The sequence below is a fragment of the Paenibacillus sp. SAF-068 genome, assembly GCF_051967555.1.
Taxonomy (GTDB): domain Bacteria; phylum Bacillota; class Bacilli; order Paenibacillales; family Paenibacillaceae; genus Paenibacillus.
In genome coordinates this window covers 990902-1005060 of the sequence record NZ_JBQCJX010000001.1, presented here as the reverse complement: position 1 = coordinate 1005060, position 14159 = coordinate 990902, and the positions used below count along the sequence as shown (strand labels likewise).

Genomic DNA, 14159 nt, shown 5'->3' with positions numbered 1-14159 from the left:
TAAACAAAAAGAAGTAGCGCATCCAAGCTCTACTTCACATTTACACTTGTTATTTCAGAATATTTTTTCAGATCCATACTTCCTTTGAATAGCTTGCCTGATCCTATTGATCCATTGGCAGTCATATTCTGAATGAAATCTTCTTTTTTCCTATCTAGAACTGATAAATCGTCCATTCCATCATTAATAAAAGTATCTTCTGATGGTAAAGTAGCTGAAATTGTATTCCACATTGAAGGAATTGCAGGAACAGATAATATTCCTTCCATTAGCTCAATTTGCCAAATTGAAACGTATGATGAATCTCCGCTATTTAGCGTAACTCTGATCCGATAGGAAATATAACTGTTAATATTGGAGAAAGTGAACTCTTTCTTTTTATCCATTTCCCAACCTGTAGTGCCTGTTACAATGTCAAGTGTAACCCATGTTCCATCAGAACCGTTTGTGCTATCATTGCTAGCTTCCAAAATCCAGTCTTTTGGACTTCTTGTGAGGGCAGAAGTATTATCTGATGGGGGTAATATAGTGTATTTGGTTATGACAATAGGTACATCAAATCTATAGCAAATCCACCCAGTTCTTGCATTACTTATCCAAACCATACTACCCGAAGGTTTATCGCTAAAAGCTTGCCAAGCTTCAGATGTTGAGAAGTACCCACTCGCACTTGCAAATCCAGATGGCGTATTGCTAGATGTCATTGGTGGAACGCTATCAATGGATGCATGTCTTTCAGGTAATTCAGGAGTTCCAGCTTCAAATCTTTTATACGATCCTTTATGATTAACGAACGATTTAAACATTGGCAAAGTTTCTAGTTCTACTAATGGTCTGAACCCATTTATTAAATCTGCTGTAGAAGATGCAACTGATCCAACAAGAACAGCGGTACTTCTTCCTCTGCGTATTCGATTGGCTGAGTTATTGGCTATGGTTGTTGATGTCCAGCTGTAAGCTGTACTCCATCCCCATACGTTATTATCCCCTGCTACTATCGATCCATTGAGAGTAGAATTTACAATGTGTTTGTTCCACTCATTATCGACATCAGCAGAATTAATACCGCCTGTGAGTAATCGAAAGGTGAAACTGTAGCCTTCATGATTCATGTCTAACGTGACACCAGAAACTAAACCGTTACTATTCAAAGTATCCCATGATATGGTATTTTGAATATTTCTATCTGCGATTAAAATCTTCTTTCCGTTATACTCATCTGCCATAATAAAGTAAAAATCGCCCTTTTGAACAGCAGGTAAAGTGACGCTTGTTGGAATTAGAGAATCAGTCTCAGCACCTATATTCTTAAAAACTCCAAATGCACCAGAAATAGTTGCAGCATAATTGCATCTGATACGCTTACCAATCTCAAGTTCAGCAATATTTGTTACTTCATCTGGATGGAATAAGCGACCATTATAGTCAATATCAATTGCATCAAATCCTGCACTGTTTGTATTATCATTAACGAAGGTAAATTCAACTTTATGAATTTCATCAGACAGCCCTTGTTTTTCATATACTAAAATTTGATAGTTGTTCCCCCAAGATTTAGGTTCAAAACTTTCTTTCACTCCATCTATCGATATATTCACCGTTCTCTCATCACTATATGTTCTCTGAATAACTCTTATTTTTGTTCCTCTAAACAAAAATTGAATTTTAGCATCATCATCTGCTGTATATAATCCAGCAACACCATAATTAGAAGCGTTCGCGGTTGCACTTTTCCAAAAATGGTTTGAATATTTAATAGCTGTATCATTGTCATACCTTTTCCATCCTACATCTGGTACAGATAATTGATCCCCTACTTCGACTGCAACATCAATTGCATCTAAATAAAAATCGTGCTGTGTGTTGTCAGGATGGTCGCAGATGACCTCGAGGGTATGAGTTTTTTTCGTTAAATTAAGTTTTTCAAAAAATATTACTTGCTTTCTATCTGAGGTTGGAGTTGGCATATCTAATACAGTTTCCACTTCATCAAGTCTAACTCTTATTTTTTCAGAAACATAAAATGTTGCAACCAATATTCTTAATCTCTCACCGAAAAAACTGAATTTAAATGAACCATTTGGACTTGTCATTCTTTGATAGTATCCAGATGAAGCAGAAGAATTAGTCTGTCTACTCCAACTTCCTACATAAGTTATACTAGGGTTATTTTCTTCAATTCTCTTCCATCCAACATCTGGTGCTGTTAAAATATCTCCTACTGTCGCCACAATCTACACCTCCTTATATTCATATACTGGACGAAACCCATAATTAACATGACTTGTTGAAGAGGTAGTGATAGAAATAAAATCAGAAGTAGTATATCCCCTAACTGTTCTCCATGTGTTTGGAGCATTGAGATTTGTCTCTTTGGCTAACGTATATATCGTACTAAAGTGAAAAATATCATCTAGAATTTTTCCGGTTTTGATCTTATTCACAGGAAAATTAGCAATATAAGTGTCCCATTCATTAATCGTAGGCCAAGCCCCGTATCCCTTATTAGTTTTACTTAAATTTCTACTTTCATCGGCAAATGAAATACCACCTGTAAGACTTCGAAATGTTCCCACTATATTATCCATTAATTCTAATTCAGTAATGGCAACATAGTTATTCAGGCCATTGTTTTTAGTAATATTCAAACGGTAGTGTGTAAATTTTTGGGTATTGCTAAAGGTATATTTTTTTTTCTGTAATGTTGTAAAACTTTCACCCACTCTTGTATCCAACAACGTCCAATTAGAACCATCATTCGAACCTTCGAATGTCCAATCTTTAGGGTTGATCTGCAATGAAAATTGTCCTATATCGATTCCAGTCAAACTGTACTTAGACACTCTTTTTCCTTCTGGAAATCTATATTGAATCCATCCTGTCTCTTGACTAGCTTGCCAAAACTTATTCCCACTATAAAGTTGATCAAATGCTTGATACGCTTGTTTTGTTGCACTTACCTCTGAACTTGCACTTGCTTCTCCATAAGGAGCAATATTGCTAGTCATCTTTGGAGTTAAAACAAATGGATTCCAATCCGCGAAACCTTCTATCAACCCTCTTGTATTAAGAGCGTCCCAACTAACCATATTAAACACAACTCGGTCAGCCACAAGAATGCCTTTATTAACTTTGACAAGATAAAAAACTCCAGTTTGTTGAGTGGTTGCATCAAATCCAGTCAAAGGTACTTCATTAGAATTGGGATAACCAAGATCATAAAATGCTGTTGATGCGTTTATTGTTGCTAAACGTATAGCACTACATGCAATATAGTCTCCGATCTCCATATCTCCTATGTTTTCTCTCAACTGCCCCGTCGTGGCTGGAACTGACATAAAATCACCCCTTACTCACTCTAATTCTATCTACTTTCTTAAATTTCGTATTCTCAACCTTCTGTCTTAACACTATTCCTGTTGGAGTGTCTCCGCCACGTTCCATGTTCAATTGATATATTTTCTTTAAGCCTATTGAACCCGAGTCACCTTCAATAAAAGGATTACTGTATTTATCCTTCTGGTTAAAATCGTCTATGTAAAAGTTCGAATATTCTTTCTCAGCAACAATCTCAATTTTCACCTTCGCATACTTTGCTGGAGATTTAGGAGCAGTTACATCTGCTACGATTTCCTCATACGCCCCCCATTCAAAGCCATCCTCAGATGTAGTCCAGTAAATCTTGTATGCTGCGCCCCCCGTAACATCTACCTTTGCAGCCACACCTTTAAATGAAGCGATCTTATCCTGAATCCGAATAGGAGTGGACTCCCAAGATCCATTAGCTGGATAGATTGAATTTCCGTCCGCATCTTGGCTCAACACTCTTAATTTCAACTTTTGATCCTCAACTACCGTATCTTGAAAAACACCAACCGATACATCTATCTCCAGTGCAATTTCTTGAATCGCCATATTCCCACCACCTATCTCATCTCAAAATCTCAACGAATGTCCCAGTTTATGATTCCAGCATGATTTGCCTTTAACGGGGCTACAATTTGATCTATGACAAATCCATTTTTACGAATAACCAATTCTCCTGGCAGGTTCTGATCTGAGGTGATTTTAATTTGGAGAAAAGCATTTCCGCTGAGCGGCAGGGAACACACACATTGAAAGTTAATCTGCACATCATTCAAATTCATCATTTTTTTGTAACCGAAGTTAAAGCATTCAATCGTATTATTGAAAGCCCCTGAACTCCCAGGACCTGAGTGCCCACTCATGTTCACATCTGAAGTAACATTCTTGAATTGAATGATATCACTGTACAGAAAGGTCCTCCCTGTTAACGGGTATTCTTGATCCTCACATACGTAAGATACAGAGTACCGATCGGCATTGATGTGAAACACACCGTTGGCAACATTGTGATACACGTGAGATCCTTGCCCGATTAATCCGAAAGAGACCAACTTATCCTTGTTAATTGTATAAAAACTGTTTGCTTGTTGTGTCTGCAAATCAAATTCGCTTAAATGAGTACCATCATAGTAATCAGCAATCCAGATGTAAGCTTGAGATACAGGGGAACGCGTAAATTGTCTATTACCTAGAATCACAGGATTTCCTCCTTTTAATAAAAAGGACAGGCTGCAATAGCCTGTCCACATGATTGTTTCTTTTTACACGTAACGGTAGGAAATACGTTTCTTGAACTGTTGTTTGCCACTTTTTGCGTTCAGCGGTACTACACATTGAATGGATAAGGTTACATAGTTACCGGCGGCATCTTGAGGATTTCCATTGTTACTCACGCCCAAAATTTCTTTCGGCCCAGGTGCAAATGGTGTTGCATAAGCGGTTCCGGTGTGATCTTTGGTTGTCTTGCCTGTTGTTCCGATGGGTTTGGAGAAATCCTTGCCAATACGTGAACTTTCTTCTTCCAGATCTGTTTCCCCCAAGGAGTCAACCTGAACGTGGAACCAGTTATTCTTCACCACTTCTACATCATGAGCCTCCGTGTCACCAGTACCACCAGTCATATCTCTTGTAGTAATCGTGCAATCTTCCATTTTAGATACGTCGGAAGCACCATTCTTATTGTTCCATACATTGAAAATAAAAATATCACTCTTGCTATCCGCATCAATAACCTTGTAGTCGAACGGTGTACTGATCTCATTATTATGTGTAGCATCCATCCATGAAATAATTGGTTGTGTCATTATAATCCATCTCCTTTGATTTTATGTTCTGATTGTTAATTGAATCGTAAGATGTTGAATGTTTGAAGCTGCTTCGATGATATTGATTCTGAAGATATCCCCAGCCTCCACTTTTTTCATCTCAAATGTAGCCTCACCGTCATCTTGATGTTGAAGTGCTTCAAACTTCAGTGAACTCCCCATCACATCCTGCCAGTGAACAAGATCTTTGGATCGTTCAATTCTTATTTCTGTTGCAATATCTCCTGAAACTCCACAGTAGCCCTTTACATGCAAAATCTCGCCGTCGAATGGAAAGGGTGCTAGAATCCCCAGCACTTCCGGGTACACCCTTGATTCTTTGCAAAAGACCAAAACGCGATCCTGTACTTCCAGCGGAATCTCATTTAATTTCAGATGTTCAGCTGTACTCATGAGCCCATCCATATTGGAATTAACTACCTGAAGGTTTTGGCCAAATACATCAATCTCTACCCATGTCTTCCCATCATAACGATATCGCTTGCCATCCTTATACGTCTGTACCGTCCAGCCTATCTCAGGAGAAGGGTACAGCGTACTTAACTCCTCAGAATCAGCAACTGGACTCTGGTACACAAGCCGAGTCGTCTGATAAGCCTCTTTTGCTTTTCCGGCAGCATGTAAGGCTTCACTAGCTGCCTCCAATGCACGTTTGATGGCTAGTTCAGTTTCGCCAGTTTCTCCGGGCTGTCCCGGACCACTATGTTTCACCGCTTCTCTAATTAAAGACTCTACATGTGCTAAAGTTATCCCATTTGACATAATTCACCTACCTAAGCGTTATGTAGCATATTTACTTTACAAGACGGTTCCCAAGTTGATACCTCCCCCATAACTAGGAAACCTGCCTCTGGCTTATCATTAAAGAAATTCTTGAACAACCATGTGAAGCATTGCTGTGTCTAGCTTTAGAGAAGTTTTCTAATGGGATTAGTGACGGTTTTTTTACATTCCTTGCAGTATTTCATACGATTCGATCTTGCCAGCATCCGTTTCCCGCAAACGGTACAATTTTTAATATTTTCTCCTTTCCAGCGGGAGTACTCCAACACAAAGTCATCGAAGCGAACTAACTGGAAGGCGACCTCACCATGCTCCACAGCGAACAAAACCTGTACATTAGTCGAATCTACGCGATTACTTTCTTTGAGATACCCTAACTGAATAAGTTTGTGCACCAATAACCCCTGATCTTTTTTGCTTACTGCCATTTGGGTATCGCTGTAGATTTCTTTCCATTCATTATTAATCCAGTACGTATCATTTTCATTGATTCGATTGTTAATCTTGCTGTAGACCAGTAAAACAAAGGCCAACTTCTCCAGTCGTTTACTTTTGAGTTGTTTGATCTTTTGAAGTTCTTCGTACATTACAGGTACTTGATTGATCTCGATGAGTGTGCTCTTGTTGGTCTCCTCCCTTAGCTGGATGTACTTCTGAAACTGCTTAATGATCCGATTGAGAAATGTCTCCCACTGGAGAGCATTGTAGTCTGGATAGTATTCGGTCATAAACTGATTTAACAACGCATACACATCTTCAGTGTTCTTCCCCTGCTCAAGCCAATACTTAGCTAAACAAATCAACGTTTTGGTTGTTTTCTTATCCATTTTCCCATGTACAATGGCCTGTTCAGCATGATGGCGTTCATTCAGAATGATTTTCAAAACGTTGCTCCTTCATATGCATTTGGGCCATTTTAAACTTTCTTCCCGCGTATTCCATATCGCCCTCCGGGTCTCTAACCGGATAATGGATGATGTGATCATTGCTGAGCAATAGATTGCGAATAATCTGATCCCCCGAGACATCCCACACAAATTGCTTGGACTTCTCCGCATTTCTATAACACATGTCCACAATCATATTGCATAGATCTTCTTCGTTATTGCAGATCTCCAGCGCCTGCTCCTTGAAACGTGAAACAAACAACTGCCATCGGGCTGATCTTTCTTCCTTTTTCACTTTACTCTTGCGCAAATTGATCATATAGCTACGTAGTTCTTCGTTATGCATCTGATATAATCGTTGAATCTCTTTATAACGAGCTTGGGAGTATTTCTTGGTACTCTTTAATATCGTATGGTCAAACGAACTATGGGTCTGTTTATGTTTTAACTTGTTAAACTCCTCTTCCACTTGATGGCATAACCGGTTCATCACAGAAGGAGCCGTAGACACAGGCATTCTCTGTTCATACTGTGCCAAAAACTTTTTCTGCTCTGGAGATAACTCCTTCTTCGAATACAATTCACCAACAGTCATGCCAAATAACTGCAAGCACTTCTGACTCGTTTTTTCTACATAGGTGGTATATTCTTTTTTCTGCTCCGGGTCATTGTATATGAAAAAATAAGGCTTTTTGTGCGCAACCATTTTCAAGGAAGACTCGTCCGTCAACGCAGCGCGAATATCATACCAGTGCTTCGGCATCTTTTTACATTCAATCCCTTTGGCCTGGTCAATGGCATTTTGTTGATAATGCTGACCACACTGAATTCGATACATCATTTCCTGATATTCTGCACTGTGCTCCTCATAATTGGCTAATACATCAAACATGGATGTGATTTTGTTCGTTGTGAAACCGATCAGGTCACCGAAACTGTCTTTATTGGCCTGGATCAGATCTTTTTCATTGGGAATTTTTTTGGCAGAGGTTTTCTGTACACACACAATCGCATCTAGTTCCTGAATTGCCCCAAGAATCGTTTTGTTATCCGTAGTTAAGATCTGATCACTATCCATATCTGCACCATTCAGAGAATGCGTGGTCGTATCCCATGAATTTAAGATCGTGACTGTCTTCATATAGCGATACCAATGTTGCATTTCATCCGTATTCCGGAAACGAAGTACCTTGATATTATTATGACAAGTCATTGGAGCTCTGAAGCAAGCCACGCTGTCCACATGGCGTTCATTCCAATATCTCGAGTAGAACTCACCTGAACTCAGCAATCCTGTTAAAGGCAAACCAAATATGCTCTGACACAATGTATAGGGATCGCCAGATATGATGCTGAAATTGCCTTTGACTCTCAGAACTCCGATCTTTGCTTCGTTCATTCGCTTACGTATTAAGGAATGAATTTTGCTTCGCACAAAAGGATCATCTATAAGTCGCGGGTCTACCATCAGCCCTTTAATATAATCATCCGGACTATTTCTGTAGTCATTCTCATGAATATGAATTCCTTTGAGAAATAACAGTGCCTTGCGATGGTCCTCACCCAGTACATCTGTGATCGAGTCAATAGTGGGACGAATGAGTTCACCAATCTCGTTATCATCCAATTGAAGCGATTGAATGAACTGGTAGTTTAAATGACGCTCATCCTCCAATTCTTCGGGTGTAACCTTCGTTACGCTGAATGTGTAGCCATAATACCCGCAACACAACAGGTAATCGTCAATACTGTTGTACGAGCTCCATAATTTGAGCATGGACGTTGTCAGAATTAAGTCTACTTCTCGAATATCCACAGGGTTACCCCAGGCATCATCCACCATATACTTGCCTGCAACTTGATCTGCAAATTCATGATAATTAAATGTAAATACCATCCCTTTACAGAAGCTATTACGTATACAAAATCCACTCGGGATATATGCATGCCCCAGCTCGGTTGCCCATCGTTCACTAAGTGAAGGAGAGATAAGACCGAATCCGTCACTCATATTCATCTGAATAAGCTCATTTTTTCTGCTCTCAATGCGAGGGTACTCTGTTTCGGTATCATCAATCTGAATGATGTTCGCGCCAAATTCTGTTATGCAATCTTGAACAACCAATACACGTTCGGGATGTGACACAGGTGTGCTGGTACTACAAGCCAAGGCCTTGTATGCCTCCAGTTTGGCAGGAATGAGCTCCTTCTTCGGATCTCTGCCGTTATTCAATCTTTTCTCCAAAAGCGGGTGAATATCTTCACTCACATAGATGACCGTCGAACTTTTGGCTCCACCTGTTGTAGCCAATAGACGCTTGTATTTCTTGCCGTTGATGGAGAAGGCCTTTGATGAATTGAGTCTGTCATAGTCTTTATTGTTTTCAATGACTACCAGCAAATAATCATCGTCAAATTTCAGATTATTCAGTTCTTCATGCAGTTTCTTCATCATTCTTTTATGTTCAGCATTGGTTTTCAAGGCCTTTAATTGTTGGATCTCCAGCTTGATTCTAGCCAGATCTTGTTCCCTCTCCCTGTAACCTCGAATACGATCAATAAAACGAAACACTTGATGGTTGCCAATAGATGCCACTTCTCCATTTACTGTTGCTTCGTGATAAGTAAGATGCAGATCATAATTCGCTTTTCTAATTCTGGAAGATGTAATTTTATAAACGTATCTCAATCGATCCTGATATGAATTGCCCATTCCCGATTCCCCCTGTCGCTTCCTGTCCTGATTAAATAAATTATAGATTAGACCCGCACGACTGACGCAGGTAAAGAGGATGATCAGGGGATGAAAAAGGAAGAATATTTGTTCTAAGATGGATAGAAATTAAAGGGCACACTGGGAGTTGATTCATTTCGAATCGACATATTTCTGCGCCTCTAACACTATGATAATTTCATTTTTAATGATATAGTGGATTGAAGCGTTTTTTTAAGCTGACATATCTTTAAACGGGGCTGGGATGAATGAAAGAAACCTTATCCAATCAAGAGGAAATCGGCTTTTTATTTAATGTCGATATACTTATTAAGAGCCGCTCAAATGCATTGGCACTGCAGTCCCTGTTGGAGTTCATAAACAAAGAGGAACAAATTGCGGACTTTCGGATTCAATCCGGCATAGAGCTAGGCAAAATTATTGAAGCAACACTCCAGTCCAAGAAGGACTCTTTCATCACACTTCACAATGAACGTAAAAAATCACAAGTGAGCGCAGCACAGAAGGCGTCCACTGCAACTCAGACACCTACCTCACCTGCTCCAGCCAAAACACAGAACAAGCAAGAGACACCTGCTAATGAGAAAAAAGCCTCTTCCCAAACATCCAATGTTTCCGATGGAAACTCGTTTGATGCATGGATTGACACGCTCATCAAAGAAAATCGACTTACCCGGATTGTTGTGAATAACAAGAATGGTAAACATCAGAGCATTCCTTGCCGTATTTTAAATTTTGATCGGGATACCAGTGTGGTGAGCATCTATCATGTGGATGAAAAACAAGTATATTCGTTCCGAACCAATGAGATTGATGAGTTTTTATAACCTAAGTAATCCAAACCATTTAAAAAAGCAAAAAAAGCAACTTGCGTTAGAATGACGGGACATTCTAACGCAAGTTGCTTTTTAAGTTCATTGGTTAACGCAGAATTGTACCCTACACCATTCCCGTCTGCCCGTCAGGAACGATCCTTACCTCTTTGCCACACATCGAATGCTAGTAACAACCATCCGGCAATAAAGGCCACCCCACCAATCGGTGTAATTGCACCCAGAATCTTAATACCAGAAATACTAAGCACATATAAACTACCCGAAAACACGATAATTCCGATAAATAACAACCGTGCTGCCCACTTAAGTTTCGTCGATGCCCCAAGCTGACCAGCCGTCAAGCCAATAATGAGCAAGCCCAATGCATGAATCATGTGATATTGAACACCCGTCTCATATGTAGCTATAGCAGCTGGCCCAATCGTATCTTTGAGCATGTGAGCACCAAACGCGCCGATCGCCACCGATAGCATGGTCATGACAGCTCCAAGCATCATCCATCTTCGTTGCATGTAAGTTCTCTCCCTTATTTCATCAACTGCACTTCACTTCTATTATTGTAGCGAATCCACTCCTCCATTACCAGTCGGGGCGAGGCTTCCAAGATCATATGTCTGTTTGTACTTAACAGCCTTACCCTTACCCTATAAATTGTTGAAAAACAAGCGTAAATCCTTGATTTTTATCGGTATTTATGGAAAAGTAAACAGGTATGTAATCGTTGCATTTAAGAGAAGATCACTACTCATCGATTAGGTTAATAACACTCATACAATGATTAAGGGAGGCAAGTTACAATTATGGATAATCGCGATTCCTATAATTCAGGTTATAACAACAGTGATCAGAACCAGGGGCATGCAGATCAATACAATAACAACAGTTATAATGCATACCCTTCAGATCACGAGAGGCAACCGATTGTACCACTGAAACATTCCGGACCAGGAATCGCCAGCTTTGTCATCGGATTGGTTGCCATCTTGGGCTACATTCTGATATTCTTTATTGCCACCATGGCTATCAACGATTCCATCGGAGTTCTCACCCCGATACAGGCAGAAGAGATCGCCTTGCATCCAGCAGTGATTCTGGCTTCATTGGCCATTCTGGTCGGCCTGATTCTCAATCTGGCTGGAGGCATCCTCGGAATTATTGGTCTTGTCCTCAAGAATCGAAAGAAAGTTTTCGCCATAATCGGAACCATATTAAATGGAATCATGCTTCTGTTATTCGTTGGACTTATTTTGGTAGGCATGACCATGATGTAACGGTTTGCATCAGCTTCATGTTTCCTTATAATTAAAATGAATAGGTCTGCAAATAAGTATAATCTATATTTTTCTCTAAAAATCATTGTTTTTCAAAGGAGATTGACATGTCACGAATCAAAATTTTTGCGGACAGCACAAGTGATCTGGCTCCAGAATGGATCCAGCAGCACGATATCGGCATCATCCCCTTATATGTGGTGTTCGGTGATGAATCACTGAAAGACGGTGCTGAGATTAAGCCTGAACAGCTATATGAACGTGTCAGCCAAAACGGGCGTCTTCCCAAAACAGCTGCACCTTCCCCCGCTGATTTCATGACGGCATTTCAACCTTACATAGATCAAGGGGATGAGATTCTATATATCAGCTTATCTTCTGAACTATCCTCTACCTATCAAAATGCACGACTAGCGAGTTCCGAGTTCCCGGAAGGTCGTATTTCGGTCATCGACTCAAAGAATCTTTCATCAGGCATTGCTCTTATGGTGATGAAAGCTGTGTATGCAGCCGAAAAAGGTCAGACGCTGAATCAGATTACAAACCTTATTGAAGCGATGAAACCAAATGTACGCACCGAGTTTGTCATCGATACACTGGAGTATCTGCATAAAGGCGGACGCTGTTCAGGTATGCAAAACCTGATTGGCAGCCTGCTGAAGATCCGTCCTGTCATCCGGGTTACGGATGGTAAGATGGCACCAGCCTATAAAGTGCGCGGAAAACGGGAGAAAGCTCTGGAACAAATGCTGAATAATACACTCAGTCAGAAGGATCAGATTGATCCTGAGCTGTTGATTGTTGTGCATACCATGGCTGAAGAGGATGCGCTTGACTTGCAGAAGTCTTTACAGGAGCAGACGGGTGCCCGAGTTGAACTGACCACTGCTGGATGTGTTGTATGCAGTCATTGCGGCCCGAAAACGATTGGAATCATCTATAGCACTGTTTTATAGTATTACACGCTATATCGTATCATATGACCCCATTTTTTCTTCTGGAACTTTACGTGGTTACATCCAGTACTTGGACTGGCATACGATCTATACGATACAACCAAAAAGGGCATTCCGAGCTTCATCGCTCAGGATGCCCTTTAATATTTTGTTACACTTTTGAATGACCTACATTTGGTCCATTGTTCATTATGACATGAATCAATAACTTTTGGTCCGCAAATCATCCAGACTTTTAAATACATAGCCTTGTTTGCGTGCCTCATCAATAATGGAGCCGAGTGCTTCCGTGTTATCTTTGGATACGGAGTGAAGCAAAATGACAGCGCCCGGATGGAGTTGTTTCAGTACCTGTTGATGTGCATATTGTGCACCACGTTGCACATTGGTATCCCAGTCTTTGTAAGCAACTGACCAGAACACGTTCACATACCCTTGGGCATGACTCTCCGCGAGCGTACGATTGTTAAAGATTCCACGTGGTGGTCGTAAAAAGGTCGCTTGTTGACCCGTCAGCCGATTCACCTCCGACTTGACCTTCTCCAGTTCCGCTCTAAGCTTTTCATTGGAGATGCGGGTCATGTCCGGATGACTCCATGAATGATTACCGACAATATGACCTTCAGCCGCCATGCGTTTGACCAACTCAGGCTGATCTTTCAGATAATGACCTGTCACAAAGAACGCAGCTGGCACCTTTTTGGTACGCAAAACATCCAGTATGGCCGGCGTGAATCCATTCTCGTAACCGTTATCAAACGTGAGATACAATTCCTTCTGCTTTGTGTCCCCCAGAAAAATGGCATCGTTATGTTGTAAGATCGATTTAAAACCTTCCTGATCAATGGAGGGCAGCTGACCATTTTGACTTTTTTTGAAACCAAAATGATACGCTCCGGTAACCGGTGATGCTTCAGTCTGTGCCGGTACCATACTGATGGATAACAGTGCCAACAGTATATATAGAACCATTCGCTTCATTCTATCCGCTCCTGTTCCTGAAAATTCGGTTAGTCGTTTGCACACACGAACACCTTCAGGTAATATGCCACAGGAACAGCTAATGTATGTAAATTCTCAACGATCAAAGCGTTTATTTTCAGGTTGTGCCGGAGATTGATGGAACAATTCAAGCAAGGTTTGGGGTTTACCACTGGAAGCAAGCCATTCCCTGACAGTCTGTATGGCGCGGGTCTGTCCATCTCCCCGGTCACGCCATGTCAACAGCTCAATAACTTTGATAATCAAAGCCGACATATTGTGATTATCCAGTTCAGACCGATCTGCCCTCAGCTTGTGATACAAAGCCTCCTGTTCCCAATCCAGCAGAATCTCATCACCAATGGTTGGCTTCAAGAGTGTATACGCTCTGTCACAACCTTGACAACGAACCGTGCTGACCTGTTCATCTATAAATTCCGTTTGGACATCCTGCTGACAATCCGGGCATTTGAATCCAACTTGTATGTTCTTTATGTTTTCGTTCATGATATTGTTCCT

General features: G+C 40.6%; 14 protein-coding genes. 3 read left to right on the top strand and 11 right to left on the bottom strand.

Features of this window, described 5'->3' with window-relative positions; genetic code table 11:
- Nucleotides 1-29: 29 nt before the first annotated feature.
- The 8 genes from ACTHPG_RS04490 to ACTHPG_RS04455 all read right to left on the bottom strand — a co-directional run bounded on the left by ACTHPG_RS04490 (nt 30) and on the right by ACTHPG_RS04455 (nt 9575).
- Nucleotides 30-2231: a hypothetical protein gene (locus tag ACTHPG_RS04490; RefSeq protein WP_440387941.1), complete on the bottom strand. Its 2202-nt coding sequence runs from the start codon at nt 2229-2231 to the stop codon at nt 30-32.
- A 3-nt stretch (nt 2232-2234) separates the two neighbouring features.
- On the bottom strand, nt 2235-3338 hold the full coding sequence (locus ACTHPG_RS04485; RefSeq protein WP_440387940.1) for a discoidin domain-containing protein: 1104 nt from the start codon (nt 3336-3338) through the stop codon (nt 2235-2237).
- 4 nt (nt 3339-3342) lie between these two features.
- The gene (locus ACTHPG_RS04480; RefSeq protein ID WP_440387939.1) at nt 3343-3915 is read right to left on the bottom strand and encodes a hypothetical protein; all 573 of its coding nucleotides are present in this window, start codon (nt 3913-3915) and stop codon (nt 3343-3345) included.
- 29 nt (nt 3916-3944) lie between these two features.
- Nucleotides 3945-4616 carry a hypothetical protein gene (locus ACTHPG_RS04475; protein WP_440387938.1) on the bottom strand — a complete coding sequence of 224 codons (672 nt, stop codon included), beginning with the start codon at nt 4614-4616 and terminating at the stop codon, nt 3945-3947.
- Between the two features lie 12 nt (nt 4617-4628).
- Nucleotides 4629-5171 (bottom strand): hypothetical protein, encoded by a 543-nt coding sequence (locus ACTHPG_RS04470; protein WP_440387937.1) that lies wholly within the window; start codon nt 5169-5171, stop codon nt 4629-4631.
- A gap of 21 nt (nt 5172-5192) precedes the next feature.
- Entirely contained in the window at nt 5193-5954 is a 762-nt protein-coding gene (locus ACTHPG_RS04465; protein WP_440387936.1) for a hypothetical protein, read from the bottom strand.
- A 146-nt stretch (nt 5955-6100) separates the two neighbouring features.
- Nucleotides 6101-6859 (bottom strand): hypothetical protein, encoded by a 759-nt coding sequence (locus ACTHPG_RS04460; RefSeq protein ID WP_440387935.1) that lies wholly within the window; start codon nt 6857-6859, stop codon nt 6101-6103.
- Nucleotides 6840-9575, bottom strand: coding sequence for a hypothetical protein (locus ACTHPG_RS04455; RefSeq protein ID WP_440387934.1), 2736 nt, complete (start codon nt 9573-9575; stop codon nt 6840-6842). The genes ACTHPG_RS04460 and ACTHPG_RS04455 overlap by 20 nt, the downstream gene beginning before the upstream one ends.
- Nucleotides 9576-9844: 269 nt before the next feature.
- Between ACTHPG_RS04455 and ACTHPG_RS04450 the strand changes: the two genes are divergently transcribed.
- Nucleotides 9845-10423, top strand: coding sequence for a hypothetical protein (locus ACTHPG_RS04450; RefSeq protein WP_440387933.1), 579 nt, complete (start codon nt 9845-9847; stop codon nt 10421-10423).
- Nucleotides 10424-10557: 134 nt separating this feature from the next.
- On the opposite strand, the gene ACTHPG_RS04445 is transcribed toward ACTHPG_RS04450, so the two are convergent.
- A complete protein-coding gene (locus ACTHPG_RS04445) occupies nt 10558-10944 on the bottom strand; it encodes a DUF423 domain-containing protein (protein ID WP_440387932.1) in 387 nt (128 codons plus the stop codon).
- Between the two features lie 288 nt (nt 10945-11232).
- Here ACTHPG_RS04445 and ACTHPG_RS04440 point away from each other — a divergent pair, with 288 nt between their 5' ends.
- Both ACTHPG_RS04440 and ACTHPG_RS04435 read left to right on the top strand, forming a co-directional pair.
- Nucleotides 11233-11703, top strand: coding sequence for a hypothetical protein (locus ACTHPG_RS04440; RefSeq protein WP_440387931.1), 471 nt, complete (start codon nt 11233-11235; stop codon nt 11701-11703).
- A 107-nt stretch (nt 11704-11810) separates the two neighbouring features.
- Nucleotides 11811-12659: a DegV family protein gene (locus ACTHPG_RS04435; protein ID WP_440387930.1), complete on the top strand. Its 849-nt coding sequence runs from the start codon at nt 11811-11813 to the stop codon at nt 12657-12659.
- Nucleotides 12660-12860: 201 nt separating this feature from the next.
- On the opposite strand, the gene pdaA is transcribed toward ACTHPG_RS04435, so the two are convergent.
- A complete protein-coding gene (gene pdaA / locus ACTHPG_RS04430) occupies nt 12861-13640 on the bottom strand; it encodes a delta-lactam-biosynthetic de-N-acetylase (protein WP_440387929.1) in 780 nt (259 codons plus the stop codon).
- Between the two features lie 96 nt (nt 13641-13736).
- On the bottom strand, nt 13737-14147 hold the full coding sequence (locus ACTHPG_RS04425; protein WP_440387928.1) for a hypothetical protein: 411 nt from the start codon (nt 14145-14147) through the stop codon (nt 13737-13739).
- Nucleotides 14148-14159 lie beyond the last annotated feature (12 nt).

What these genes read in the sequence shown, in the direction of transcription:
- ACTHPG_RS04450 (WP_440387933.1), top strand. Translation starts at nt 9,845, where the DNA reads ATGAAAGAAACCTTATCCAATCAAGAGGAAATCGGCTTTTTATTTAAT.
- pdaA (WP_440387929.1), bottom strand. Translation starts at nt 13,640, where the DNA reads ATGAAGCGAATGGTTCTATATATACTGTTGGCACTGTTATCCATCAGT.
- ACTHPG_RS04425 (WP_440387928.1), bottom strand. Translation starts at nt 14,147, where the DNA reads ATGAACGAAAACATAAAGAACATACAAGTTGGATTCAAATGCCCGGAT.
- ACTHPG_RS04440 (WP_440387931.1), top strand. Translation starts at nt 11,233, where the DNA reads ATGGATAATCGCGATTCCTATAATTCAGGTTATAACAACAGTGATCAG.
- ACTHPG_RS04435 (WP_440387930.1), top strand. Translation starts at nt 11,811, where the DNA reads ATGTCACGAATCAAAATTTTTGCGGACAGCACAAGTGATCTGGCTCCA.
- ACTHPG_RS04445 (WP_440387932.1), bottom strand. Translation starts at nt 10,944, where the DNA reads ATGCAACGAAGATGGATGATGCTTGGAGCTGTCATGACCATGCTATCG.
- ACTHPG_RS04480 (WP_440387939.1), bottom strand. Translation starts at nt 3,915, where the DNA reads ATGGCGATTCAAGAAATTGCACTGGAGATAGATGTATCGGTTGGTGTT.
- ACTHPG_RS04455 (WP_440387934.1), bottom strand. Translation starts at nt 9,575, where the DNA reads ATGGGCAATTCATATCAGGATCGATTGAGATACGTTTATAAAATTACA.
- ACTHPG_RS04485 (WP_440387940.1), bottom strand. Translation starts at nt 3,338, where the DNA reads ATGTCAGTTCCAGCCACGACGGGGCAGTTGAGAGAAAACATAGGAGAT.
- ACTHPG_RS04465 (WP_440387936.1), bottom strand. Translation starts at nt 5,954, where the DNA reads ATGTCAAATGGGATAACTTTAGCACATGTAGAGTCTTTAATTAGAGAA.
- ACTHPG_RS04470 (WP_440387937.1), bottom strand. Translation starts at nt 5,171, where the DNA reads ATGACACAACCAATTATTTCATGGATGGATGCTACACATAATAATGAG.
- ACTHPG_RS04475 (WP_440387938.1), bottom strand. Translation starts at nt 4,616, where the DNA reads ATGTGGACAGGCTATTGCAGCCTGTCCTTTTTATTAAAAGGAGGAAAT.